Source organism: Pseudomonas sp. NY8896 (genome assembly GCF_039634505.1).
This window is the reverse complement of sequence record NZ_CP132350.1, coordinates 5,788,834-5,811,210: the sequence shown is the minus strand read 5'-3', so window position 1 is coordinate 5,811,210 and position 22,377 is coordinate 5,788,834. Positions and strand designations below refer to the sequence as shown.

General features: G+C 52.5%; 21 protein-coding genes and 1 tRNA gene. 12 read left to right on the top strand and 10 right to left on the bottom strand.

Annotated elements, in window-relative coordinates; translation table 11 throughout:
* Positions 1–114: 114 nt before the first annotated feature.
* Positions 115–1,227 (bottom strand): tRNA 2-selenouridine(34) synthase MnmH, encoded by a 1,113-nt coding sequence (gene mnmH, locus Q9451_RS26270; RefSeq protein ID WP_012270571.1) that lies wholly within the window; start codon positions 1,225–1,227, stop codon positions 115–117.
* On the bottom strand, positions 1,227–2,261 hold the full coding sequence (gene selD, locus Q9451_RS26265; protein ID WP_012270572.1) for a selenide, water dikinase SelD: 1,035 nt from the start codon (positions 2,259–2,261) through the stop codon (positions 1,227–1,229). The genes mnmH and selD overlap by 1 nt, the downstream gene beginning before the upstream one ends.
* A gap of 138 nt (positions 2,262–2,399) precedes the next feature.
* On the opposite strand from selD, the gene Q9451_RS26260 reads away from it, so the two are divergent.
* The 4 genes from Q9451_RS26260 to phnE are packed head-to-tail and all read left to right on the top strand — an operon-like array spanning position 2,400 to position 5,645.
* A complete protein-coding gene (locus tag Q9451_RS26260) occupies positions 2,400–3,254 on the top strand; it encodes a putative selenate ABC transporter substrate-binding protein (RefSeq protein ID WP_012270573.1) in 855 nt (284 codons plus the stop codon).
* Positions 3,251–4,060: an ATP-binding cassette domain-containing protein gene (locus Q9451_RS26255; RefSeq protein WP_041166375.1), complete on the top strand. Its 810-nt coding sequence runs from the start codon at positions 3,251–3,253 to the stop codon at positions 4,058–4,060. The genes Q9451_RS26260 and Q9451_RS26255 overlap by 4 nt, the downstream gene beginning before the upstream one ends.
* Positions 4,054–4,881 (top strand): ABC transporter permease, encoded by an 828-nt coding sequence (locus Q9451_RS26250; RefSeq protein WP_012270575.1) that lies wholly within the window; start codon positions 4,054–4,056, stop codon positions 4,879–4,881. The genes Q9451_RS26255 and Q9451_RS26250 overlap by 7 nt, the downstream gene beginning before the upstream one ends.
* Positions 4,878–5,645, top strand: coding sequence for a phosphonate ABC transporter, permease protein PhnE (phnE, locus tag Q9451_RS26245; protein WP_012270576.1), 768 nt, complete (start codon positions 4,878–4,880; stop codon positions 5,643–5,645). The genes Q9451_RS26250 and phnE overlap by 4 nt, the downstream gene beginning before the upstream one ends.
* A gap of 14 nt (positions 5,646–5,659) precedes the next feature.
* Here phnE and Q9451_RS26240 read toward each other — a convergent pair whose 3' ends face one another.
* The 3 genes from Q9451_RS26240 to Q9451_RS26230 form a co-directional block, all read right to left on the bottom strand.
* On the bottom strand, positions 5,660–6,547 hold the full coding sequence (locus Q9451_RS26240; protein WP_012270577.1) for a bestrophin family ion channel: 888 nt from the start codon (positions 6,545–6,547) through the stop codon (positions 5,660–5,662).
* Between the two features lie 96 nt (positions 6,548–6,643).
* The gene (locus Q9451_RS26235; protein ID WP_012270578.1) at positions 6,644–7,123 is read right to left on the bottom strand and encodes a GNAT family N-acetyltransferase; all 480 of its coding nucleotides are present in this window, start codon (positions 7,121–7,123) and stop codon (positions 6,644–6,646) included.
* Positions 7,124–7,226: 103 nt separating this feature from the next.
* Complete coding sequence (locus Q9451_RS26230) at positions 7,227–7,874, bottom strand: trypsin-like peptidase domain-containing protein (RefSeq protein ID WP_041166376.1); 648 nt, start codon at positions 7,872–7,874, stop codon at positions 7,227–7,229.
* 304 nt (positions 7,875–8,178) lie between these two features.
* Between Q9451_RS26230 and Q9451_RS26225 the strand changes: the two genes are divergently transcribed.
* From Q9451_RS26225 to Q9451_RS26200, 6 genes are all read left to right on the top strand, one after another.
* Positions 8,179–8,682: a sigma-70 family RNA polymerase sigma factor gene (locus Q9451_RS26225; RefSeq protein ID WP_041166377.1), complete on the top strand. Its 504-nt coding sequence runs from the start codon at positions 8,179–8,181 to the stop codon at positions 8,680–8,682.
* Positions 8,682–9,623, top strand: a complete 942-nt coding sequence (locus Q9451_RS26220) for a FecR domain-containing protein (RefSeq protein ID WP_012270581.1) — start codon at positions 8,682–8,684, stop codon at positions 9,621–9,623. The genes Q9451_RS26225 and Q9451_RS26220 overlap by 1 nt, the downstream gene beginning before the upstream one ends.
* A 101-nt stretch (positions 9,624–9,724) precedes the next feature.
* Positions 9,725–12,220 carry a TonB-dependent receptor gene (locus tag Q9451_RS26215; protein ID WP_071890837.1) on the top strand — a complete coding sequence of 832 codons (2,496 nt, stop codon included), beginning with the start codon at positions 9,725–9,727 and terminating at the stop codon, positions 12,218–12,220.
* A gap of 262 nt (positions 12,221–12,482) precedes the next feature.
* A complete protein-coding gene (locus Q9451_RS26210) occupies positions 12,483–13,802 on the top strand; it encodes a tyrosine-type recombinase/integrase (RefSeq protein WP_169907662.1) in 1,320 nt (439 codons plus the stop codon).
* A gap of 319 nt (positions 13,803–14,121) precedes the next feature.
* Positions 14,122–14,496: a plasmid mobilization relaxosome protein MobC gene (mobC, locus tag Q9451_RS26205; protein ID WP_207040535.1), complete on the top strand. Its 375-nt coding sequence runs from the start codon at positions 14,122–14,124 to the stop codon at positions 14,494–14,496.
* Between the two features lie 83 nt (positions 14,497–14,579).
* Positions 14,580–16,469 (top strand): relaxase/mobilization nuclease domain-containing protein, encoded by a 1,890-nt coding sequence (locus Q9451_RS26200; protein WP_345960804.1) that lies wholly within the window; start codon positions 14,580–14,582, stop codon positions 16,467–16,469.
* 15 nt (positions 16,470–16,484) lie between these two features.
* On the opposite strand, the gene Q9451_RS26195 is transcribed toward Q9451_RS26200, so the two are convergent.
* Both Q9451_RS26195 and Q9451_RS26190 read right to left on the bottom strand, forming a co-directional pair.
* Complete coding sequence (locus Q9451_RS26195; protein WP_143129380.1) at positions 16,485–16,709, bottom strand: hypothetical protein; 225 nt, start codon at positions 16,707–16,709, stop codon at positions 16,485–16,487.
* Positions 16,710–17,109: 400 nt separating this feature from the next.
* Positions 17,110–18,693: a replication endonuclease gene (locus Q9451_RS26190; protein WP_207040537.1), complete on the bottom strand. Its 1,584-nt coding sequence runs from the start codon at positions 18,691–18,693 to the stop codon at positions 17,110–17,112.
* A 262-nt stretch (positions 18,694–18,955) separates the two neighbouring features.
* On the opposite strand from Q9451_RS26190, the gene Q9451_RS26185 reads away from it, so the two are divergent.
* Complete coding sequence (locus Q9451_RS26185) at positions 18,956–19,936, top strand: IS5-like element ISPa41 family transposase (RefSeq protein ID WP_014003920.1); 981 nt, start codon at positions 18,956–18,958, stop codon at positions 19,934–19,936.
* Positions 19,937–20,650: 714 nt separating this feature from the next.
* Complete coding sequence (locus Q9451_RS26180; RefSeq protein WP_207040538.1) at positions 20,651–21,151, top strand: hypothetical protein; 501 nt, start codon at positions 20,651–20,653, stop codon at positions 21,149–21,151.
* Positions 21,152–21,218: 67 nt separating this feature from the next.
* Here the strand turns inward: Q9451_RS26180 and Q9451_RS26175 are convergent, their stop codons facing one another.
* From Q9451_RS26175 to Q9451_RS26165, 3 genes are all read right to left on the bottom strand, one after another.
* Positions 21,219–21,668 (bottom strand): surface-adhesin E family protein, encoded by a 450-nt coding sequence (locus Q9451_RS26175; protein ID WP_130207430.1) that lies wholly within the window; start codon positions 21,666–21,668, stop codon positions 21,219–21,221.
* Between the two features lie 14 nt (positions 21,669–21,682).
* Complete coding sequence (locus Q9451_RS26170; RefSeq protein ID WP_130207432.1) at positions 21,683–21,991, bottom strand: hypothetical protein; 309 nt, start codon at positions 21,989–21,991, stop codon at positions 21,683–21,685.
* Between the two features lie 301 nt (positions 21,992–22,292).
* Positions 22,293–22,377: transfer RNA gene (locus tag Q9451_RS26165), tRNA-Leu, on the bottom strand.

Below are 22,377 nucleotides of genomic sequence, written 5' to 3'. Positions count from 1 at the left end.
GGGTAAACCCGCTCCCACAGGTAGGGTGCAGTTCTCAAGTGCAGCGCGGTCCCTGTGGGAGCGGGTTTACCCGCGAAGCAGGCGACGCGGTTGATGAGTTCGGCTCTACCGGTGTTAATGGTGAGGTTGTCGCCGCGCCCGTGCCTTCAGGTACTCGCGCACTTCCACTGCATCCCCGGCAAACTCGATGCGCTCGGCCTTCGCCGCACGCTGGTAGGCATACATCGGGTCGTAGTACTCGTTCAGCAAACCTTCGATCCAGCCCCGGTGCAGGTCCACAGCACCGCTGCGCTGCTGTTCTTCCAAGGCCAGGCGCAGGATCTCCGACAGCCGCTGATAACGTTCGCCACCCAAGCGCTTGTAGATGTTGGCCATGCTTTGCAGCATGCGCTCGGCGAACAAGCGGCGGCCATCTTCCTCGCCATGCACGGCGATAAACTCGGCACTCAGGTTGACCACGTAGTCGCGCAAGATGCGCTCAACGCGGTTGGCAAAGCTGTCCTCAAGCCACACCAGCGGGTATTGCTGCATGCCTTGGTACAACTCCAGCGGCACAGTGCAACTGCCGACGATGCGGCCTTCATCTTCCAGCACGAACTGCTCGCAGCCGCGGGCGCGTTTTTTCAGTACATCGATGGCCAGCTGGTTTTCGAAATCGATCTGCGCCGGCTGCGCAGTGGCGCGCTTGCCGAAGCTGGAACCGCGATGGTTGGCGTGGCCTTCCAAGTCGAGCACGTTGTCCAACTGGTGCAATACATCGGTCTTGCCGGTACCCGTCAGGCCGCCCAGCAATACGAAATCGCATTGCGCCACTGCCTGTTGGGTGGTCTCCAGCAAGAAGGTGCGCATGGCCTTGTAGCCACCTTTGACACGGGGGTACTGAATGCCCGCCTCATCGCGTAGCCAACCTTGCACGATCTGCGATCGCAGGCCACCACGGAAACAGTACAGGTAACCTTGCGGGTTGGCCTGGGTGAACGCCACCCAGGCGTCCATGCGTGCCTGTTTGGTGGTGCCGCTGACCAGCTGGTGGCCAAGGGCGATGGCGGCGGCCTGGCCCTGCTGTTTGTAGCAGGTGCCGACCTTTTGCCGCTCCTGGTCGTTCATCAGCGGCAGGTTGACGACACCGGGGAAGGCGCCCTTGGCGAATTCGACGGGGGCACGCATGTCCATCATCGGCACGTCGTCGAGGAATAGCTGACGGAAGTCGGTGCAGTCGGGGCGCATCAGATCACCTCGACCGCGTGGCTCTGTCGCTCGACCAGCTTGCCGATCGGCGACAACTGCAGGCCCAGTTCGGCGGCCACGGCAAGGAACTCGGCTTCGCCCTTCGGGGTAACGGCCACCAACAGGCCACCGCTGGTTTGCGGGTCGCACAGCAGGTGCTTCTGCTCGTCGCTGAGGGCGCCGATCTTGTGCCCGTAACTGTCGTAATTGCGCAGGGTTCCGCCGGGGATGCAGCCTTCGGTCAGGTAGTGCTCGACGCTGGGTAGACGCGGCACGGCGGTGTAGTCCAGGTGTGCGGTGAGGCCACTGCCTTCGGCCAGTTCCACCAGGTGGCCGAGCAGGCCGAAACCGGTGACGTCGGTCATGGCCTTGACCCCGTCGAGCTTGCCGAAGCGGCTGCCGGGGGTGTTGAGGGTGCACATCCAGTCGCGGGCCAGGCCCTGGTCCTGCGCGCGCAGCTTGGCCTTTTTCTCGGCGGTGGTGAGGATGCCGATGCCCAGCGGTTTGGTCAGGTACAGCTGGCAGCCGGCGCTGGCGGTGTCGTTGCGCTTGAGATGGCGCTTGCTGACCACACCGGTGACGGCCAGGCCGAAGATGGGCTCAGGGGCGTCGATGGAGTGGCCGCCGGCCAGCGGGATACCGGCTTCGGCACATACCGCTCGGCCGCCGCGGATCACTTCGCGCGCCACTTCCGGTGGCAGCACGTTGACCGGCCAGCCAAGGATGGCGATGGCCATCAACGGGTCGCCGCCCATGGCGTAGATGTCGCTGATGGCGTTGGTGGCGGCGATGCGGCCGAAGTCGTACGGGTCATCGACGATCGGCATGAAGAAGTCGGTGGTCGAGACCACGCCGCGCTCGTCGTCCAGCGCGTACACGGCCGCGTCGTCGCGCGAGGCGTTGCCAACCCACAGGTTCGGGTCCAGGGCCTGGGCACCGCTTTCGGCGAGGATCACGTCCAGCACCTTGGGGGAGATCTTGCAGCCACAGCCGGCACCGTGGCTGTACTGGGTCAGGCGAATCGGCTCGCTCATACGTACCTCAGCAGGTCAAATTGTTGCGCGATTGTAGCAAAGCTGGCCTTTGGGCCTTTGCCTCTTATAATTCCCACTGTCGGCGGACTTGTCGGCGGATTTGTTGGCATCGTCCCGTTATTGAACCGGAGAACACCCATGCTCAAACGCCCCCTGGCGCTCGCCGCCGGCCTTGTGTTGTCTTGCTGCGCCGTTGTCGTTCAGGCCGCTGAAACCTTGCGGGTCAGCGCCATACCCGACGAAGCACCGACCGAATTGCAGCGCAAGTTCAAGCCCTTGGGCGAATACCTGGCCAAGCAGTTGGGCATGGACGTGAAGTTCGTACCGGTGGCCGATTACCCGGCGGTGGTCGAGTCGCTGGCCGCGGACCGCCTCGACCTGGCCTGGCTGGGCGGCTTCACGTTCGTCCAGGTGCACTTGAAGGACCCAACCGCCACACCGCTGGTGCAGCGTGAACAGGACGCGCAGTTCACCTCCAAGTTCATCACTGCCAACCCCGACGTGAAAAGCTTGGCGGACCTTAAGGGCAAGTCGTTTGCTTTTGGTTCCATTTCGTCCACGTCGGGCAGCCTGATGCCGCGTTACTTCATGCTCAAGCAAGACAACATCAAGCCTGAAGAGTACTTCAGCCGCGTGGCCTATTCCGGCGCCCATGACGCCACCGTGGCCTGGGTACAGGCTGGCAAGGTCGATGGTGGCGTGCTCAACGCCAGTGTGTGGCAGAAGCTGGTGGATGCAGGCAAGGTCGATACCAGCAAGGTGAAAGTGTTCGCCACCACCCCGACCTACTTCGACTACAACTGGACCGTGCGTGGCAACATGGACCCGGCGTTGAAAGAGAAGATCAAGCAAGCCTTCCTTGGCCTCGACCCGGCCAACCCGGAGCACAAGGCGATCCTCGACCTGCAGGCCGCCAGCCGCTTCATCGAAACCAAGCCTGAGAACTACGTGGGCACCGAACAAGCCGCACGCGAGGCCGGCCTGCTCAAGTGACCGCTTCGAACGTGGCAATCCATCTGCACGCTGCCAGCCTGCGCCATGGCCAGGTACGTGCGCTTGAAGCGATCAGCCTGCGCATCGGGCAGGGCGAACGCATCGCCATCATCGGGCCGTCGGGGGCGGGCAAGTCCAGCTTGCTGCATGTGATGGCCACGGCCATCCAGCCCAGCGGCGGGCGCCTGGAACTGCTCGGTGAGCAGCCTTGGGCGTTGTCGGCAAGGGCTCGTCAGCGCCTGCGCGCGCGGGTTGGCCTGGTGCATCAGGCGCCGCCTTTGCCGCCGCGTCAGCGGGTGGTGACAGCGGTGTTGGCTGGCCGCCTGGGGCAGTGGGGTGTGCTGCGCGGTTTGCTTAACCTGCTATACCCCAGCGATGTGCCGGGTGCGCGCCAGGTGTTGGCCGAGCTGGGCCTGGCCGACAAGCTGTTCGTGCAGTGTGGGCAATTGTCGGGTGGCCAGTTGCAGCGGGTGGGCATTGCCCGCGCGTTGTATCAGCGGCCGCAGGTGTTGTTGACCGACGAGCCGGTGTCGGCCATGGACCCGGTGCTGGCCGATCACAGCCTGGCCTTGCTCAATCGCCATGCCCAGGCTAACGGCGTGACCCTGGTGGCAAGCCTGCATGCCGTCGAGTTGGCGCTGGCGCATTTCCCGCGGGTGATCGGTATTCGTGAAGGTCAGGTGGTATTCGACTGCCCGGCCCAAGCGGTTACCGAGCACATGCTCGATGCACTGTACGCCAACGAACAACTGGCTTCGCCACCAACCCAGGGGCCTACCCTGACCGTGCAGATCCCGAGATGTTGAGGGCCGACGCCCGCGACCCGGCATCGTTGCCACGGTTGCTGCTGGCCTTGCTGGCCGTGGCGGTGCTATGGCCGGGTATCCAGTTGAGCGAACTGAACCCTTGGGTGCTGTTGCAGGCGGACAACCGTCAGCAGATCGCCAGTTTCACTAGCGCCTTCTGGCCGCCGGCACATGATGCTGATTTTATCGCGCTGTTGTATGAAGCCACGCTGCAGACCCTGGCCGTGGCCACCGCTGGCATGGCGTTGGCGTTGCTGCTTGCAGTCCCGACAGGGCTGCTGGCCAGCCGCGCCTTGTCGTTGCGCGCCGCCTCTCGTGGAGGTCGCGCTGGGTTGTGGTCGCGGCTGCTGCGCCTGCCGGTGCGCGGGTTGTTGATTTTCCTGCGTAGCGTGCCGGAAATTGTCTGGGCGCTGTTGTTCGTACGGGCCGTGGGGCTGGGGCCGACGGCGGGTGTTCTGGCGATCGCCATCACCTATAGCGGCATGCTCGGCAAGGTTTACGCCGAGATTTTTGAATCGGTGGACCAGCGTCCGGCCCACGCGTTGTTGCAGGCGGGCAGTGGCCGGCTGGCGGCGTTTCTATACGGCATCCTGCCCAATGCCGCTTCCGAAGTTGTGTCGTACACCGTGTACCGCTGGGAATGCGCGGTGCGGGCTTCGGTGGTGATGGGCTTTGTCGGCGCTGGCGGCCTGGGGCAGCAGATCGACCTGTCGATGCGCATGTTCGCGGGTGCGGAGGTAGCCAGCATGCTGCTGACGTTCCTGCTGTTGGTGATTCTGGCCGACCTGCTGAGCCGCCTGTTGCGCTGGAGGCTGGCATGAACCGGGTGATCAACCTGTTGCTGCTGGCTGCAATCGTGGCGTCGGTGGTGGCTTCGTTCACTTACCTGGAGCTGGACCTGCAAGCCCTGGTCGGCAACGGCGGGCTGGGGCAGATGGGCGAATACGCCGGGCGTTTTCTGCACCCGGACCTGTCTGCCGGGCACCTGAAGGCAGTATGGCGTGGGGCGCTGGAGACACTGGCCATGTCTGGCCTGGGCACCTTGTTGGCGATGGTATTGGGGATGTTGCTGGCGCTGCCGGCGGCTGGCCGCTTCGGTTGGCCGTTGCAGGGCGCCGCGCGGTTGCTGCTGAATGCTCTGCGCGCCATTCCAGAGCTGGTGTGGGCCGCGCTGACGGTATTGGCGGCCGGCCTTGGGCCCAATGCCGGTACCCTGGCTTTGGCGCTGCACACCGCTGGTGTGCTGGGGCGCTTGTTTGCCGAGGCCTTGGAAAATGCGCCGCCGGAGCCTGCGGCGGCGATCCGCCTGCAGGGCGGTAGCCAGGTGGCGGCGTTCTGCTTTGGTACCTTGCCCAACCTGTGGCCGCAATTGCTGGCCTACAGCTTGTACCGCTGGGAAAACAACATCCGCATGGCCAGCGTGCTGGGGTTTGTCGGTGCCGGTGGGTTGGGGCAGATGTTGTACACCACCTTGAGCCTTTTCCAGGAGGCCCAGGCCAGCACGGTGATTATCGGGATGCTGGTGCTGGTGTTGCTGGTGGACGCGTTGAGCGATGTGCTGCGCCAGCGTTACGTGCGGGCCTGACCAATAACCGGGCCCTAAGCCAGCTCCCCATGCTGCGCCTCCCGCTGCATCGACTCCAGGTTGCGCTCGATCGTTTCGCAAATGGTGTCCATCTGAATCTGGTGCTCACTGAACCTGAACGGGCTCTGCAAATCAGTCCCGATCCGCTCGATAGCCAGCAGCATGAAGCCAACTACCGTCGACGCCAGGGGGGTGAACCAGCCCAGCGACTCCACGAGCCCCACCGGCACGATCAAGCAGAACAGGGTGATGAAAAGCCGTGGGAAATACACATAGGGGTAGGGCAGCGGTGTGTTGGCAATCCGCTCCATGCCACCCTGGGCATTGGACAGGTCCACCAGGGTCGATTCCAGCCGGGCCAGGCGGATGCTGTCCAGCCGCCCGGCCTGGTATTCCCGCGCCAGCAAGGCCGCCGAGCCGCCGAGGATGTCGTTGGCGAAGTTGTTCGAGCGGTTGCGCCGTTCGAACTCCCCTGGCGGTATGAAGGCCATCAGTTCGTCCGGGCATTTTTCGCCCTTCAAGTGCGCCGCCAGGCAGTTCACATAAGCGATATGCCGGCGCAGCAGGGTAGCTTTGACCGGGTTCGGGCCTTCATCCGGGTCATCGATCAGGGTCAATGTCTGCCGGGCGAAGCTGCGCGAACCGTTCACCAACGCCCCCCACAGCGTGCGGGCTTCCCACCAGCGGTTGTAGGCGCTGCTGTTGCGAAAGCTCACCAGTACCACCAGCGCTGAGCCCAGCAAGGTCAACGGGATCAGCGGCAGGGTGAACTTGCTGTTGAAGAACAGCATGAAATCGATGGTGACCAGCACATCCCAGATCAACAGCCAGAACAGCGACCAGCCGATGTAGCCGATGGTCTTCACGACCAGGCGGTACTTGCGAGTGATGATGTCTTTCACGCGGAGGGCCTCGAAACGCGGGGGATGCAGGATCGGACGTCGAGGCGGGGGCATGGTTCGGTGCTGTTCGTCGAGGTGTGTGAGCAAACGTATCTTCTAGCTGAATATTTGTTTCATCTGCACCAATGCCACCCGTGTGCCGTCCCACGCTTGCCGCTGCTCGATGCCGCACGGCACAAAGCCCAGTTGTGGATAAAGCAGCAAGCCCGCTGTGTTGTGGTTGAAGCAGGACACCCACAGTTCTTGGGCTGCGAATTGCTCCCGAGCCAGATCGACCATGGCGGTCACCAAGTAGCGTGCTACACCGTGGCCACGGGCGCCAGGTGCCACTACCACGTTGCCCAATGCACATACGCCGCCATGTTCGGCTTTGTAGAAGTTGGCAAAGGCCAGAATTGCGCCGTTGCCTTCCACCACTGTGGAGCCGCTGCGTTGGGCGACGGCGTCGCTCAACTGTGCGGGAGTGAGTGGGTAGGTGGCTTTGGGGAACATGTAGAACAGTTCGTCCGGGCTCTGCGGGAAGCCGCAGATGACAGGGATGTCCTCAGGCCGGACAGGGCGGTGGGTCAGATGCATGGCAGGTCCTTCGTGCGCTGGCGGGTAGGCCCTATTGGCGGGCAAGCCCACGAACAGGTCATCAGCCTTGCATCATAAGCCGCTTTGCATCGGCATATTCAACTCAAGGTTTGGCCGCCACCGCCACGTAGCCTTTGACCGAAGCCGGTGCCTGGGGCTTGGCCTTGTGCGCCAGCAGGTACTGATAGCGCCGCCATTCCTTGTCGATTTCGTTGAACGACATGAATACGCTGATGCGCGCCTTGCCGGCCAGGTCCGGGCGCTTGCCGGCGTCGATCTCGCGGGTGGGAATGATGGCGACGTTGATGCCCACCACCTTGCCATCATCGGCGAACACCGGCCCGCCCGACATGCCCTTGGTGATCGGGCCGTCATGCACCGAGTAGAAGACGCTGCCCGGTGTACCTTCCAGCCGAACCAACGACGGCAGGGCATGGCCCTTGCCCTGCATCGGCATCATCAAACTGTTGAAACCTACCGCCGTCACCGCTTCCCCCGGCACGTACTGCCGCCACAGCGGCACGCTGCTGGCCTTGTGCTTGAAGAACACCACATCGCCGAGGCCCTCGTGGACCACGTTGCGCAGGAAGGGGGTGTGTTTGGCGGTTACTGCGTAATCCTCGTTCCACTGGATGGCGCTGGCCATCAGCAACATCGGCAGTGGGGCACCGGAGGTGACCACGAAAGCCTGGTTGTAGACAGGATCTGAAACGTACGACGTTGGCACTCCATTGCACCCACTGAGCAGCATCATTGCCGCCATGCAGGGCGCGATTGTTTTCATGAGACACACGGGGGTGGAGAAATGGGAGCGCAACTATGGCTAAGTGCTATTACGCTAACAATACTTTCGGCATATATCCGATGAATGACAGCTTAAGAGCTAATCCTGTGTGCGACCAATAGATTGCAGGTATGGCTGCAAGCCCTGAAGTCATTGGTGCGGCGTCAAATCCTGATGGCGCTGCGGCCGCTGTGAAGGCGCATTCAATGAATAATTGATCTGATAATCGTTATCATCTAAGGTGCTGTCCTCGCCCGGAGGGATACCCGTGATGAACGACGATCTGAGTCAGGTCTATGTCGAGCACAATGGATGGCTCAAGCAATGGCTCTACCGCCGGTTGGGCTGCTCGGCGCAAGCTGCCGACCTGGCCCAAGATACCTTCCTGCGTATTCTTCAGGCCCAGCAGAAGGCCGGCGCCAAGCTGAGCCTGCAGCGCCCCCGCGCCTACCTGGCAACGGTGAGCCGGCGGTTGGTCTACGACCATTTCCGCCGTCAGTCACTGGAACGCGCCTACCTGGAAATGCTCGAGCAACTTCCCGAGCTGTTCGCGCTGTCCGCCGAAGAGCAGTGGTCCATGCGCGAAACCCTGCAGCAACTGGACGCACTGCTCGACACCTTCAAACCGGTGGTGCGCTCGGTGTTCCTGCTGGTGCAGTTGGAGGGCTTGACCTACATCGAGGTGGCACGCCGCCTGGGCATTGGCGAGCGCACGGTCAAGCGGCACATGGCCAACGCCCTGCAAGCCTGCATCCTGTTCGAAGAAGACTTCTGATGCCCAACCAACAGCCTCGAATCACTGCGCAAGTGGCTCGGCAAGCAGCCAATTGGCACATGCTGATGCTCGAAGACGCCGTCAGCCCGGCCCAGCGTGCTGCCTGCAACCGCTGGCGTTCGGCTGCGCCCGAGCATGAGCGGGCCTGGCAGAAAGCGTTGCGGGTGCAAGCGCAGCTGGGCCTGCTGCCGCCACAACTGGCCATGGGCACCTTGAACCGCGAGCGCCGCCAGGTGATGAAACAGTTGTTGGCGTTGGCCATCGTCGCGCCACTTGGCTATGTGGGTTATCGCCAGCTTGCACCGCAGAACGCTTATGCAACCGACGTGGGCCAGCACAAACAGCTGACGCTGGCCGACGGCACATTGCTCGACCTCAATACCGATACTGCGGTGGATGTGAATTTCGATGCGCATCAGCGCCTGATCAGTCTGCGTCGTGGTGAGATCCTGATAGACAGCGGGCGCGACAGCAGCAGCCCTCAGCATCGGCCACTAAGGGTTGCCTGCGAGCAGGGGTTGCTGGAGGCCTTGGGTACGCGCTTCCTGGTCCGCCAGCGCGAGGGGGCGACCCAATTGACCGTATTTCAAGGGGCGGTGCTGGTCACGCCCAGCCATGGCCCACGGCAAACCCTCGACGCCGGCCAGCAAGTCACTTTCGATGCAGCAGGGCAGGGGGCCGTGACCCCTGCGCGGGAACAAGACAGCCAATGGATTCGTGGGCAACTGCTGGTCGACGAGATGCCGCTGCGCGAGTTCCTCGGTGAGCTGGGGCGTTATCGGCCAGGTTGGCTGCGCTGCCAATCCGATGTGGCGCAACTACTGATCAGCGGCGCTTTCCAGCTGGAAAACACCGACGCCATCCTGGCTGCGCTGCCCGCCACGTTGCCGGTTCAGGTGGATTACCGCACCCGCTACTGGGTTACCGTGAACAAACGTTAATGAGAATTGGCCCGATCTTGAAACTCATCAGTCCTTACCTGTGGAACTGCCACACATAAAGGGACAATTTCTCAATGATTCGCTCTTCTTCAGCGGTCGTCATGACCGATCGCAGCATGGGCAACGCTCGCGTGCCTGGTTATCGACGTGCGCTCGCCCTGAGTGCGCTGGCCATCGCCTTGCTGGGTGCTGGCGTGCACGCCCAGGCCGCATCCGTCCAGGCGCCACAAGCCTATAGCATCGCTTCTGGCAGCCTGGCCCAGGTGCTTGCCCGCTTCGCCAGTGAGGGAGGGTTTACCCTGCAATATACCTCGGAGCTGACCCGTGGCCTTTCTAGCCCTGGGTTGCAGGGGCAATACGGTATCGAGGAAGGTTTCCAGCATTTGTTGGCGGGCACCGGCCTGCAAGCCGTGCGTCGCGGCAATAACGTCTATGGCCTGCAGCCCTTGCCGCTGAGCGCGGCTTCTGGTGGCGAGGCGCTTAACCTGGAGCCGCTGAATATCAACGGTATCCAGGACAATGCAACCACCGAGGGCTCGGGCAGCTATACCGCCAATGCCGTCACCATCGGCAAAGGCACCCACCGCCTCAAGGATATTCCGCAGTCGGTCAGCGTGGTCACGCGCAAGGCCATGGACGACCAGCGCCTGGACACGCTGGATGAAGTGCTGGAAAAGACCACTGGCATCACCACCCTGCAGAGCCCATCGGGCGGCAAGTACATCTACTCCCGTGGTTTCGAGGTGGAAACCATTCAGTACGACGGCGTGCCGCTCGATCGCCGCTACTATGCAATCGGCAGCAGCTTCACCTCCGACACCTTGCTGTACGACCGTGTCGAAATCTTGCGCGGCGCCAACGGGCTGCTGCAGGGCAGCGGCAACCCTGGTGCGGCCATCAACCTGGTGCGCAAGCGGCCGAAAGCCGAGCCTTCGTTGTCGGTAACCGCCAGCGCCGGTTCGTGGGACACCTACCGGCAGACCATCGACGGCAGTGCCCCGCTCAACGCCGACGGCTCGCTACGCGGCCGCCTGGTGGCAGGCCATGAAGACCAGAACTACTTCTACGACACTGCCGAGAGCCGCAAGAACGTACTCTACGGCATCCTTGAATACGACCTCAGCGACCGCACCACGGTAGCGGCGGGCGCCAGCGTGGAAGACCTGCACTCAACGCCGTTCTTCAGCGGCCTGCCGCGCAACAAGGATGGCAGTGCGGTCAACGTCAGCCGGTCCACCTACACCGGTGCCGACTGGAACAAGTGGGATAACAAACAGACCACCTACTTCGCCGATGTTACCCACGATTTCAACGAAGACTGGCGCCTGAAAGCTTCTGGCAGCTACATGCGCGAAACCAACTACATCCTCTACAGCTTTGGCCGCGGCGCTGTAGACCCGGCTACCGGTAACGGCATGCGTTCGCGTGCCTACCTGTACGACTTCGAAAACATCAACAAGGGCGGCGACATCAACCTGACCGGCAAGTGGCGTGCATTTGGCCGCGAGCACGAAGTGGTGGTGGGGGCCAATGCCAGCGATCTGCAGACTGACGACCTGCAAGGCGGCTTCATCAACCTGGGCCCGATGAACATCTACGACCCGGTTTCGCCACAGCGCCCGACCATGGATCAGCTATTGGGTGCCGAAGGGACCAACACCTACCCCGGTACTTCCAAGGCCAAGATCCGCCAGAGCGGCATTTATGCGGTGACTCGCTACAAACTCAGCGACCCGCTGACGTTGGTGCTCGGTGGGCGTAGCAGCAACTACAGCTACGACTATGAGCTAAACCGGTTCAACGGTGTGTCGCCAACCCCGGCTCATTCGCGGGAAAGCGGCGAGTTCACCCCCTATGGTGGCCTGATCTATGCGCTGAACGAGCAATGGTCGGCTTATCTGAGCTACGCCGATATCTTCAAGCCGCAGACCGAGCTGAGCGTGGACAACGCGCCGCTGAAACCTATCGTGGGCTCCAATTATGAGATGGGGCTGAAGGGCGAACTGTTCGACGGCCGCGTCAATACCAGCTTCGCGTTGTTCCAGGTCGACCAGGAAAATCGCGCCCAGGCCACTCTGTGCGGCGATAATGGCGGCGAGAATTGCTACGTAGCGGGTGGCAAGGTGCGCACCCAAGGTTTCGATGCCGAAATCAGCGGTGAAGTGCTGGACCGCATGCAATTGTTCGCTGGCTACACCTACACCCATACCGAGTACCGCAACGACCCAGCCGATGGCGAGTCGGAGGCCGGCGGCACCTTCAACACCTATACGCCCAAGCACCTGTTCCGGTTTTGGGCGGATTACAACTTGCCTGGCGAACTGGACCCGTGGACCGTCGGTGCTGGCGCCAACATCCAGAGCCGCAACTACCACGGCAACTTTGGTGGTACGGACGGGGTAGGGAAGATCGAGCAGGCGGGGTACGCCATCTGGAACGCTCGGGTGGCCTACCAGATCAACAAGAACCTCAGCGTTTCGTTGAACGGCAACAACCTGTTCGACAAGAAGTACTTCTCCAGCGTCGGTTGGCTGTATGCGGCCAACTACTACGGAGATCCGCGTAATTACACCTTGACCCTGCGAGCGGATTTCTAAAGCCAGCCACGATTGAGCTGTGGGAGTGGGCGTGCCCGCTCCTACAGGGATTTGCTGAGGCAGCAGTTCAACAAAGTGCAGGCGAAAAAAAACCGACCATAAGGTCGGTTTTTTCCGGATTTTGGTGCCCCGAGGGAGACTCGAACTCCCTCAAAAACATCATAAGACCCAGCAATGCCGCGAGTTTAAAGGCTTTCAGTGGCTTTGGGTAGAAATTTTGGATAGAATTTTGGGTAGAAATGACTAGCCAAGGGCTGCTGCTATGACCGATTTTTTAGTCTTGAAATCTGGCACCTACCACGTCCGTCTTGACGTTCCAGAGGCTGCACGGGAAGCCTTCGCCGGGCGTAAGGTTCTGACTAAAAGTCTCAAAACCGGCAACCGCTCGGAAGCCCACGTTCTTAAATTAAGATGGTTACATCAATGGAAAGCCGAAATTGAAAAAGCCCGTAACGGTGAAATCGGTAATTTCCGTGATGATGTTCTTCAAATAGTTGAAAAGCATCAACGGGCAATAATTCTTGATAAAGTTCAAGGAAAACCCGCCACCAATGAAACAAAAATGGGTTTTGAAGTCATCCAGTATGCACATGACAAAAAGCTGAGTATCGACCTTGTTAATGAGGCGATTGATATAGCGGCAGGTCGCTCAGACTACTCACCCAAAACTCCATTTTTTAAAAGTCGCCTTGATGCTTTCTATAACTATGAATTAAATCAACGGAAAGTTGATTTGAATACCGTGGATAGGCATATTAAGAGAATTAAAGCACTTGATGCGTTTTTAAAGTCCGAAAACCTTCTTTTGGATTATGAAGCAGTTGCTTCATTCTTGATTTCAAAAAATCTCGAACCGAAGACAAAGAAACAATATTTGTTTTCGTTTAATGCCTTCTATAATTTCTTGATTAAAAAAGAACCACCATTCAAAGAACGTTACCCAATCAATCCTTTTAAAAGTCATGAGTTGAGTCAGGTCAGACGTGGAACGCTTAAAGAGGACGAAAGACGAGCATTTACGGCGGACGAGGTTGATACCCTACATAGTAAGGCAGTTGAAAAAGGAAAGCGTCAATTAGCAGATTTGATTGAGATAGCGGCCTACACGGGAGCACGGATTGAAGAAATTTGTCGTTTGAAAACATCGTCAGTTGTTAAAGAGGATGGTGTTGATTGTTTTCATATTACCGAAGGTAAAACACAAGCATCCGTTCGTTTTGTGCCAATCCATCCGGTTCTCATGAAAACAGTGAAACGGCTTGTCAGTTCATCGGATGATGGATATTTGTTGAAGACAAGCAAAGGCGGGAAGTATGAAACTAAATCGAAAGGTTTAGGTAATCAGTTTTCAATCTTCAAAACGGATTTAGGTTTTGATAAGAAATGTGTTTTCCATAGCATCCGGAAAACTGTAATCACTACATTAGAGCGTGCTGACGTTAAGAACCTTGTCATTATTTCTTTGGTTGGTCACAAAGCTGATGGATTGTTACGAATGACGTTCGATAGATATTCCGAAGGCCCAACCCCTGCATCAAAAATGGATGCTGTTAAATACCTACAATATAAATTCTCAGTCTAGTTTTTCATTGTTGCTGTCAATTATAAGGCTGCCGTTTAAGGTGGCCTTTTTAATGCCTGCTATACATTGCTATACATTGCTATACATTGCTATACGTTGCTATACGTTGCTATACGCTTTCATTTTTTGTTATCTGGCTTATTGAAAGCTATACAACTTGAAAACATTTTAATATATGTTAGCTTGATATTAGTAGTTTGAATTCTTTATATGCGAGCAATGTAAATGTATAGCACCTCACTTCGTTCGTTGCTTACATTTACGCTCGATTTTTCGCACTACGTTTGAAAAATGTATAGCAATCAATATGGAGGATTGTATGAATGACAAAGTTAGAAAAAGTAATCAGTTGAATTTTAGACTTCCACAGGAAGATATTTTACTGCTCGAAAAGCAGAGAGCTACATTAAAAATGACTCAGGTGAAATTCATTTCCCACGTTATAAATAATGGAGTAAATGAAATCATAGAAGTAAGCAGCCCAAAGTTAAGAGAGGATATAGTCACCATTGAAAAAATATTCAGTCAGATTGGCAATAACCTTAATCAAATAGCAGCAGCGTTGAATTCAGGGAAGCAACCAAACCAAGACGTTTTAGATGTTCTGAGCAAATTAGATAAGAACATGGGCGTATTGACAAATAGGCTTGAAAGTTTGAAAAAGGAGAAAATAACAATCAAAGGCGATATATGATTAGGAAAAGATTGAGCACCCAGAAAAGCAGGTCAGGAGTATATAAGGCTTCTAAATACTTTCACAAAGATGAAGGATGTGTATTGTTCGAAAGCAACATTTACACACCTATGAACTCATCCAAAAGACAAATTGCTAATGCCATTGCAACATCCATCGAAAGTGATGTCGCTGTTAGAACCAAAGGCAGAAAGCAGTCAGTTAGAAGCCAGCACGATATGGTCAGCTTTCATACCAATGATAACGTTACTCCTGAACAAGCGAAGCAGATAGTAAAAGAACTCTATGAAAAGACGCATAACCTTTCAAATAGAAAGTATGCGTTGGGTGTTCATATTGATACAGATGAGGTTCACGTTCATATTGTTTGGGGTTTGAAAGACTTCAATGGTAAGTGTTATAACGTTAGCAATGACTACCGAGTGATTGAAAGAGAATGCGAAAAGCTTGAACAGAAATACAATCTAATTATTCCAGAGAACCGAATATCAAGAGACATGGACGCACTTGATAAAAGAAAAGACTTATCACCAAAAGATAAGAAGGACATCATCAGCAAAAAATATAAAGACAAGCATCCGTCATCCAATGAAAGAATGCTTGATGTTCGAGGCATAACTTCCAACAAGCAGCAGATGAAAGACGCTTTAAACGTTTACCTTGTTAGTTCTTCAAGCCCTTCCGACTTTATCAATCAGATAACTGCAAATGGTTTTAATGTCATTCACAATGGCAAATCATCCTTCTCTATTCAATATGAAGACCAAATATTCAAAGCGTCCGAGCTTGCCCTATCTTACAAAGCACTTAAAGCAAAACTCGGTGAAGACACTAGCTTTGAGCAGACTTTGAAAAGTAAGCACAACGTTAAAAAATACGAAGACTGTTCTATTGCTTCCAATGAAGCAGAACCCGACTACATGAAAAAGATTAAACCGAACTCAGTGTTTGCCACCAAGTTCAAGTTTATTCAGCATAGTGACAAGGTTGAATATTTCTATAATTCAGCCAGCAGCAAGAAATCATTCGAATATTACAAAGACCCGTCAAAAGTTTCATTCCATGATTTATCAAGACAGTCAGCAAAGGCTGGCATTCAAAGGCTTGTTGCTGACGCCAAACCACCACAATCATTCACAGTGAATGGCCCTGATTTCTTTAAGAAAAATATATGGCTTGAATTTCAATTAATGGGATTGGAGGCGAAAGGTTTCAAGCTTGAAGGTTACAAACCTACCCCAGCAGATTTAGACGAATTGAAGAAAATTCAAGAGCAATATGCTTCGATGAATAAGAAGCCAGAACCTAAACCACAACCAGCACCAGAAGCCCCAACGGTGGCCGTAGAAGCACCTAAGCCAGTTGAGCCTGTCATTGCTCCACCCGTCATACCTACACCTGTTCAAACCACACCAGAGAAGCCAGCAGAACCAACAAAGCAGGTAGACCAACACAAGGTGGCAGCCACCAATGACGATTTGATAGATGAGTTGATGAGAGAATTTGAGACAGCCGACCATAAACCAGTCGCAGAAGCTCCTACAAAGGCTTCAGAGACACCTACACCAGTAGAGCCTGCCGTAGATGACCTTTACACACCGATGACACCGGAGCCGATTCCAGAGCCTGAAAACCATAAGGTCGATGGTGACTATTCAACATATTCGAATGATGAAATTGTTGAAGAATTTGAATGGTTGCAATCGAGACTAACGAAAAGCTTATTTCCGGGCAGCAGCACGCGAGACATTGCGGGGCATAGAGAAATGGACAACATTCCAGACAATCGTAATGGCATAAAAACTGGCGAGGTTAAGCGACAATATGAATTTAGACAGAAGCTGTATAATCTATTTGATGAAATTAAAGAAAGAGACCCATCGGCAGCAAAACAGCTTGAACAAGCTTTTAAAGCACAGATGGCAAACAAAAGAGCGGTTACGTTTGACTTAAAACCACAGTTAACAAAATAGCCCTATCAGGGCTTTTTATTTGTCTTGGATTTGAAAGTTTCTAATTCCAACTTGTAGCGTTACATCTTTGTTGAACCCGTTAACTTTGCTTACATTTAAGTATTCTTTCATACAATCATTTATAAAGCGTGACAACGGAAATTTGTGAGTATTGGCAATTTCTCTAAATTGATTATGTGTTTCAGCGTCGAGTGTGATGGTGCAAACTTTAAGATTTGCTTTTGCTTTTGGTTTTTTCATTAGTGTCCCTTTCTTATTTATATATATTTATTAGAGCACAAATAAAAGCAAAGTCAAATAAATGCATATTTTTCTTGACAAAATTCAGGCACAAAAAAACCAGCATTAGCTGGCTTTGTTATAAGTCTCTTATACATTCGTCTTGATATTCGTAAGGAACTCTACTTTGGTCTACCAGCACCTTGAATGTGTAATCTAATGGGTCAAAAATCAAATGACAAACACTTTTGTCATGTGCATTCTTAACATCTTTATATAAACCATAAAGGCCTAGTTTTTTTGTATATTTTAAGATTTCTTTTCTTTTGCTAGTTACCCTTATTAGTTGCATGCTCATAATCTCCTGTTCTTGATAACAATATAACATGCGATTATAAATAATCAATAGATAAGTATTTATTTATTGCAGCTCGGCAGCATCAAGCAATGCAGTATCAACAATTTTGTAATTTGCTTTTATATCAATCATTTCTTTTGTGCTCAAATCAATTATGTATTTACCTATTAGTCTTTTTCCGAAAACATCACCGAGCAGGTCATTCTTAAATACTTGTATTTTGCTGTATAGCCTCATTATTTTTAGGTTTCCATTTACAAATATAGAGAACCCAATGAAATCGTTCTTGTCCACAAATGCGAACGCCTTATCAATAACGTCATTCTTGCCTTTCAAGAATGATTTTCTTTTCAGCTCTCTCCACAATGAAAGCGTATTCTTAACGCCGAACATTGCATATCTACGCACAGACCACAGTGCTTGAACTGCTCTAACTTTTTTGTGATTTGAGATTTCCAACTTATCTACATTTAGGACGCCGCCTTTTAACTGGAAATCCAAATTGAATGACTTAGTTAGATACTTCATCACGTATGATGTTGCCTTGCTTTTCTTTGCGTCAATTTCTTCAATTCTTACGGCGTTTTCCGAGTGTCTAAAATGCTTGTTAATCAAGATTACTAATTCGTCATAATGTGTCTTATTAACATACATTAAAGCGTGCTTATGAAAGCACTGGTCTTTGTGAGGTTCGACTGCCCAGAAACCATTCATCTCAATCTTATGTCTATGGATGTCTTTTCTAAAAGCATTCCATAAGCCTTTCAAGTAATCATTGCTATCCTTTGGGGTTGAACCGTCCCAAGAACTAACGCCTTTCGACGGCTTTGGATGAAATCTTGCCGGAGCGGTAAAAGTTATGAAAAGAGGCTTATAGTCAAGTTGTTTGGCATAGGCGTCCAGCGATGAGACTTGGATAAATATCTCAGCAAATCTTTGCTTTTCAGTGCTTGCTACTTTCCATAGTGGGATTTTCTTGTTGTTTTCATTAACAAGAGATTTCTTCATTATGTAATCAAGCTGGCTGGCTTCGTCAGCTTCTCTATTGCGAACAACTTCATCACTACAAATCTCAAATGTTCGACCTGAGCCAATCAACCCTGAGTGCAGCTTCATAAGTTCGTTTCTTTGTTTTTGTATTCTTTTTATTTGTGATTTAAGTTTTCTTTCATCGGCAATATTGATGAGCTTGTCTTTTATAGCTGACCCTTTAATATCCTTTATTTTGATACCATAACCAATATCCCAATCATTTTTTATGCGTGAAAAAATACTCTCGCCGAATTCATCGTTTTTAAGGTTTCTCTGCTTTATTATCAGTTGCTCTTGAATTCTCTCGAAAACAAACGCGATATTTTTTACAATTTCGTTCAAGTCGCCATTAAGAACGTATTTATTTTGTATTTTCCAGCATTTATATTCGCCGCAATTGGCAACCCAGTTGAACTTATCCTTAATGCTTTTTATTTCCTTGGCTAATCTTGAACATTTTCTTTTTGATGAGTTATTTAGCTTATTTTCAAAATACTCTTTTGAAGTCATCTTTTTTTCGATGGCTCGCTCAAAAAAATACTGCCTTTCACATTCCGCAAAGAAAAATTCAGGAGTAAGACTTTTAAGGATTATGCGTTGTGGAATAAATATCATGAAAGTTATTATTGTTCGTTACTAATACAAATACCATGCCGTGCATGGTTGTCAAATAAATAAATATTTTTACTTTCTAACCTGTAAAAAAGCTGATTTTTTTAAAAATCAAAAACGGTCAGAAAACCTTGTAAAATCAGCTTGCGACACTTATTTAAGAGTTATCCAAGAAGAGCGTAAAAAGCATAAAGCCGCCCTAGGGAATCTCCGAACAAGCCTTCAGTTATGCGAGAATCCCCGCAACACCTGATCCGAGCCGCCCATGAGCCAGATGAGCTTTTCCGACTTTGAGTACGCCGGCAAGCGCAAGCAAACCCGCCGAGAGCGCTTCCTCGCCGAAATGGATCAGGTGGTGCCCTGGGCAGGCCTGCTGGAGCTGATCGAACCGTTCTACCCCAAGGCCGGCGGCGGTAGAAAACCCTATCCTCTGGAAACCATGCTGCGCATCCATCTGTTGCAGAACTGGTTCTCCCTGAGCGACCCGGCCATGGAAGAAGCGCTCTACGAAATCACGCCCATGCGCCAGTTCGCACGCCTGACGCTGAGCGCGCCAATCCCCGAAGACACCACGATCATGAACTTCCGGCACTTGCTGGAGAAGCATCAGCTCGCACCGGCAATCCTTGCGGTCATCAATGGTTATCTGCAGGAAAAAGGCCTGTCGCTGCGCCAAGGCACCATCGTCGATGCCACCATTATTCATGCCCCCAGCTCGACCAAGAATAAAGAAGGCAAGCGTGATCCCGAGATGCACCAGACCAAGAAAGGCGGTCAGTATTTCTTCGGGATGAAGGCGCACATCGGTGCCGATGTCGAGTCCGGCCTGGTGCATCACGTCCATGGCACCGCTGCCAATGTGGCCGATGTCACGCAGGTGGCTGAACTGCTGCATGGCGAAGAAAACGCCGTGTATGCAGATGCCGGTTACACCGGTGTCGAAAGGCGCGAAGAGCATGAAAATCGGGGGGTGATCTGGCAGATTGCAGCGCGTCGCAGCACCTATTCCAAGCTGAACCAGCGCAGCGTACTGTACAAAGCCAAGCGCAAGATCGAGTTCTGCAAGGCTCAGACACGGGCCAAGGTCGAGCATCCGTTTCGCGTGATCAAGCGGCAGTTTGGTTACGTGAAAGTACGTTTTCGTGGGCTGATGAAAAACACGGCTCAGTTGACCACGCTGTTCGCCCTGGCAAACCTGTGGAGGGTTCGAAAACAGCTCATGGGTATGGGTGAGGTTCGCGTTTAACACGGAGAACCGGTCGAAAAAGCTCTCCGTACATGATTTTTCGGTCACTTTTCGTCCAATGACGCTGTAGGTGCCTGGAAAATTGCAACTTGCCGCGGCTGCACGACAAGTTGATCGGAGCATCCCTAGCAGGCGAAAAGCTTCTGGGTATTGCGAACAAAGTTCGCATATGAAAATCAAAAGCGTAAAGCTCAAAATTTAATTCCAAATACATTTGGAGCAACAAAACTTTTAAATATCAAAACTTATGAAACGGCTGTTTTTAGACGATTTACCATCTTATTCGTATGGTAATACCTAGAATTAAAACACGCCGTTTTTAACGTGTTTTTGTTAGTGCCCTAAAAAAGAGCGTTGATTTTTTTGCACGTTTTCATGTCAGTTTTTTGAGTTTTCATTTTCTTGGACAGCCGTTTTTTGGCTTAAAAACAATGAAATTCGTTGTCAATAGAAAATTGAAAATATATTTAAGGTGCAACCTTAATCATCAAATAGAGTTCAACCTTATTCTTTAAATTTCTCAAAATTGAAAATGACCATCTGAAAATCTGTATGAAGAAACGTCGCGTTCATCTGGTCATTTATCACGCTTGAACAAGTTCAGCCGCTAAAAACGACCTTGACGGGTGTGTGAACCATTCACAGAGCATAGCCATATCTGATACTATTTAACAAAATTATGACGCGATGACCTTAACTCTGGATGATTAATCAATGGCTTTATTTGATTTTTTCAAAAAAAAGAAAACCCAAGAAAAAGAACCCAAAAGATACCCCATAACACCTGAAATGACTGATGGAGTTTCTTTTGTATACTCTTTAATTAAGGACCAATTTTTTTTAATTGAGAAGTCTGGTGTGAAAACGCCGCCGCTTCTTTACAAAGGAGATAATGGGGATTACGAAATTAACCAATGGCTTGCTGGGTATATTTCTGGATTTTATGACGCTTTTCTTCAGTCTAAAAATCAGAAATATGACCTCAACGCTCTTGAATTGATTTTCAGCGTATTATACGGCGAGGAAGTCGCGGAAGAAGGTATAAAACAATGCATCGTAGCCATGATGACACTAGGGGACAAAAGCGATAATCTTTTCAAAGTCGCGTTTGAAGAGTTTGACGATGGTCTATATGCAGGAGGGAATAACTTTTTTGATTGGAAAGATAAAAAGATATTTGCTCCATTAGGTATCTATAACAAATATGCTATGTAATTTTCCTTGACGAGCCTGTGAAGGATTTTTCACCTGTTATATAGCATGGCCATAGGTGTTAGCGGCCCTAGTCCTGCTTACAAAAAAAGGTGTTTAGTCCTTCACCGATAGTATCGGGTATGGTCCTTGTCCACTCTGCACGTTTGTTGGACGTGTGATTTAACGTTTTTCCTGAAAAATCATAATCAATGCTTTCAGTAACCCTAGATGTTCCATTATTACAATTGATCTCGTAAAGGTTCATCGAAATTTCAATTTCACCATCTTTTTCGTTGTCGCAGATGACCCTGTCCATAGGGCTTTTCATAAATAGGTTTCCGCCACAGCTTTTGGGTTGTGGGTATTCGACTTTAAACCAAAGCTCATAGCGACCTTTATCGTGTCTTAGAACACCTTTCGTGAATACCTTCTGGCCGTTAACGCCATCACTAAATTGGTGCCAAGGGTCGTTTGCTACGAACTCTTGGACGTTAGAAGGAGCAGCAGCCGCTACCCCTAGTGGGAGAACGGCAGCCAAGACGAGTGCTAACCTCATTTGGCTAACAGCCCTCCGACTTCTTTCCGCAATTGTTCAACGACCACGTCAAGCATTTGAGGGAAAGTCTCTCCGAAAAATTTCGCCTCAGTCTTAAAGGGGTGGCCCATTGACGCCTTGTTGACGCCGAAGGCTTCACCTTGATCGGTCAATTTCCTGAATGACTTCATCACACCGTTGCCGGTGGTGCTCGCATACTCAAAGCTTTCCGCGTAACCAGCTTTCAGCAGAGCATTCATGATGGTGCTCGCGTCGAATGAGACGCCGTGGTCAGCAATCAAGGCTTTGAGGGATTTTGCTTGCATGTGGCTTTCCTTGCGTGGTGGCGTTTTGCCTAAGCTAATCCTCGCCTGAGCCACACATCTATGCAACCCATGGTTGACCCTTTTACGCACTGCTGCAGAGCCGCAGCACTTCAAACGGTCTGGATCAGAAAGGATGGCTTGAACGCACAGTCTCTCGCGTGAATGCAAAGCAAGAAGACCACTGCCGGGAGGCAGTTTTTCCCAAGAAAAGGGTATGAGAAGGGTAGATTTTTTGGATAGAAAAAGGGGTAGAAATTTCTTTCTACCCCTTCTCTAAGTCCTTGATTTACAAGGAAAATGTTGGTGCCCCGAGGGAGACTCGAACTCCCACTCCTTTCGAAAACGGATTTTGAATCCGCCGCGTCTACCAATTCCGCCATCAGGGC

Excerpts from the sequence above, each read along its gene's own strand:
- Q9451_RS26190 (WP_207040537.1), bottom strand. The coding sequence starts at position 18,693 with ATGATATTTATTCCACAACGCATAATCCTTAAAAGTCTTACTCCTGAA.
- Q9451_RS26215 (WP_071890837.1), top strand. The coding sequence starts at position 9,725 with ATGACCGATCGCAGCATGGGCAACGCTCGCGTGCCTGGTTATCGACGT.
- Q9451_RS26185 (WP_014003920.1), top strand. The coding sequence starts at position 18,956 with ATGAGCCAGATGAGCTTTTCCGACTTTGAGTACGCCGGCAAGCGCAAG.
- selD (WP_012270572.1), bottom strand. The coding sequence starts at position 2,261 with ATGAGCGAGCCGATTCGCCTGACCCAGTACAGCCACGGTGCCGGCTGT.
- Q9451_RS26170 (WP_130207432.1), bottom strand. The coding sequence starts at position 21,991 with ATGCAAGCAAAATCCCTCAAAGCCTTGATTGCTGACCACGGCGTCTCA.
- Q9451_RS26180 (WP_207040538.1), top strand. The coding sequence starts at position 20,651 with ATGGCTTTATTTGATTTTTTCAAAAAAAAGAAAACCCAAGAAAAAGAA.
- mobC (WP_207040535.1), top strand. The coding sequence starts at position 14,122 with ATGAATGACAAAGTTAGAAAAAGTAATCAGTTGAATTTTAGACTTCCA.
- Q9451_RS26210 (WP_169907662.1), top strand. The coding sequence starts at position 12,483 with ATGACCGATTTTTTAGTCTTGAAATCTGGCACCTACCACGTCCGTCTT.
- Q9451_RS26235 (WP_012270578.1), bottom strand. The coding sequence starts at position 7,123 with ATGCATCTGACCCACCGCCCTGTCCGGCCTGAGGACATCCCTGTCATC.
- Q9451_RS26230 (WP_041166376.1), bottom strand. The coding sequence starts at position 7,874 with ATGCTGCTCAGTGGGTGCAATGGAGTGCCAACGTCGTACGTTTCAGAT.
- Q9451_RS26225 (WP_041166377.1), top strand. The coding sequence starts at position 8,179 with ATGAACGACGATCTGAGTCAGGTCTATGTCGAGCACAATGGATGGCTC.
- Q9451_RS26220 (WP_012270581.1), top strand. The coding sequence starts at position 8,682 with ATGCCCAACCAACAGCCTCGAATCACTGCGCAAGTGGCTCGGCAAGCA.
- Q9451_RS26260 (WP_012270573.1), top strand. The coding sequence starts at position 2,400 with ATGCTCAAACGCCCCCTGGCGCTCGCCGCCGGCCTTGTGTTGTCTTGC.
- mnmH (WP_012270571.1), bottom strand. The coding sequence starts at position 1,227 with ATGCGCCCCGACTGCACCGACTTCCGTCAGCTATTCCTCGACGACGTG.
- Q9451_RS26195 (WP_143129380.1), bottom strand. The coding sequence starts at position 16,709 with ATGAAAAAACCAAAAGCAAAAGCAAATCTTAAAGTTTGCACCATCACA.
- Q9451_RS26250 (WP_012270575.1), top strand. The coding sequence starts at position 4,054 with ATGTTGAGGGCCGACGCCCGCGACCCGGCATCGTTGCCACGGTTGCTG.
- phnE (WP_012270576.1), top strand. The coding sequence starts at position 4,878 with ATGAACCGGGTGATCAACCTGTTGCTGCTGGCTGCAATCGTGGCGTCG.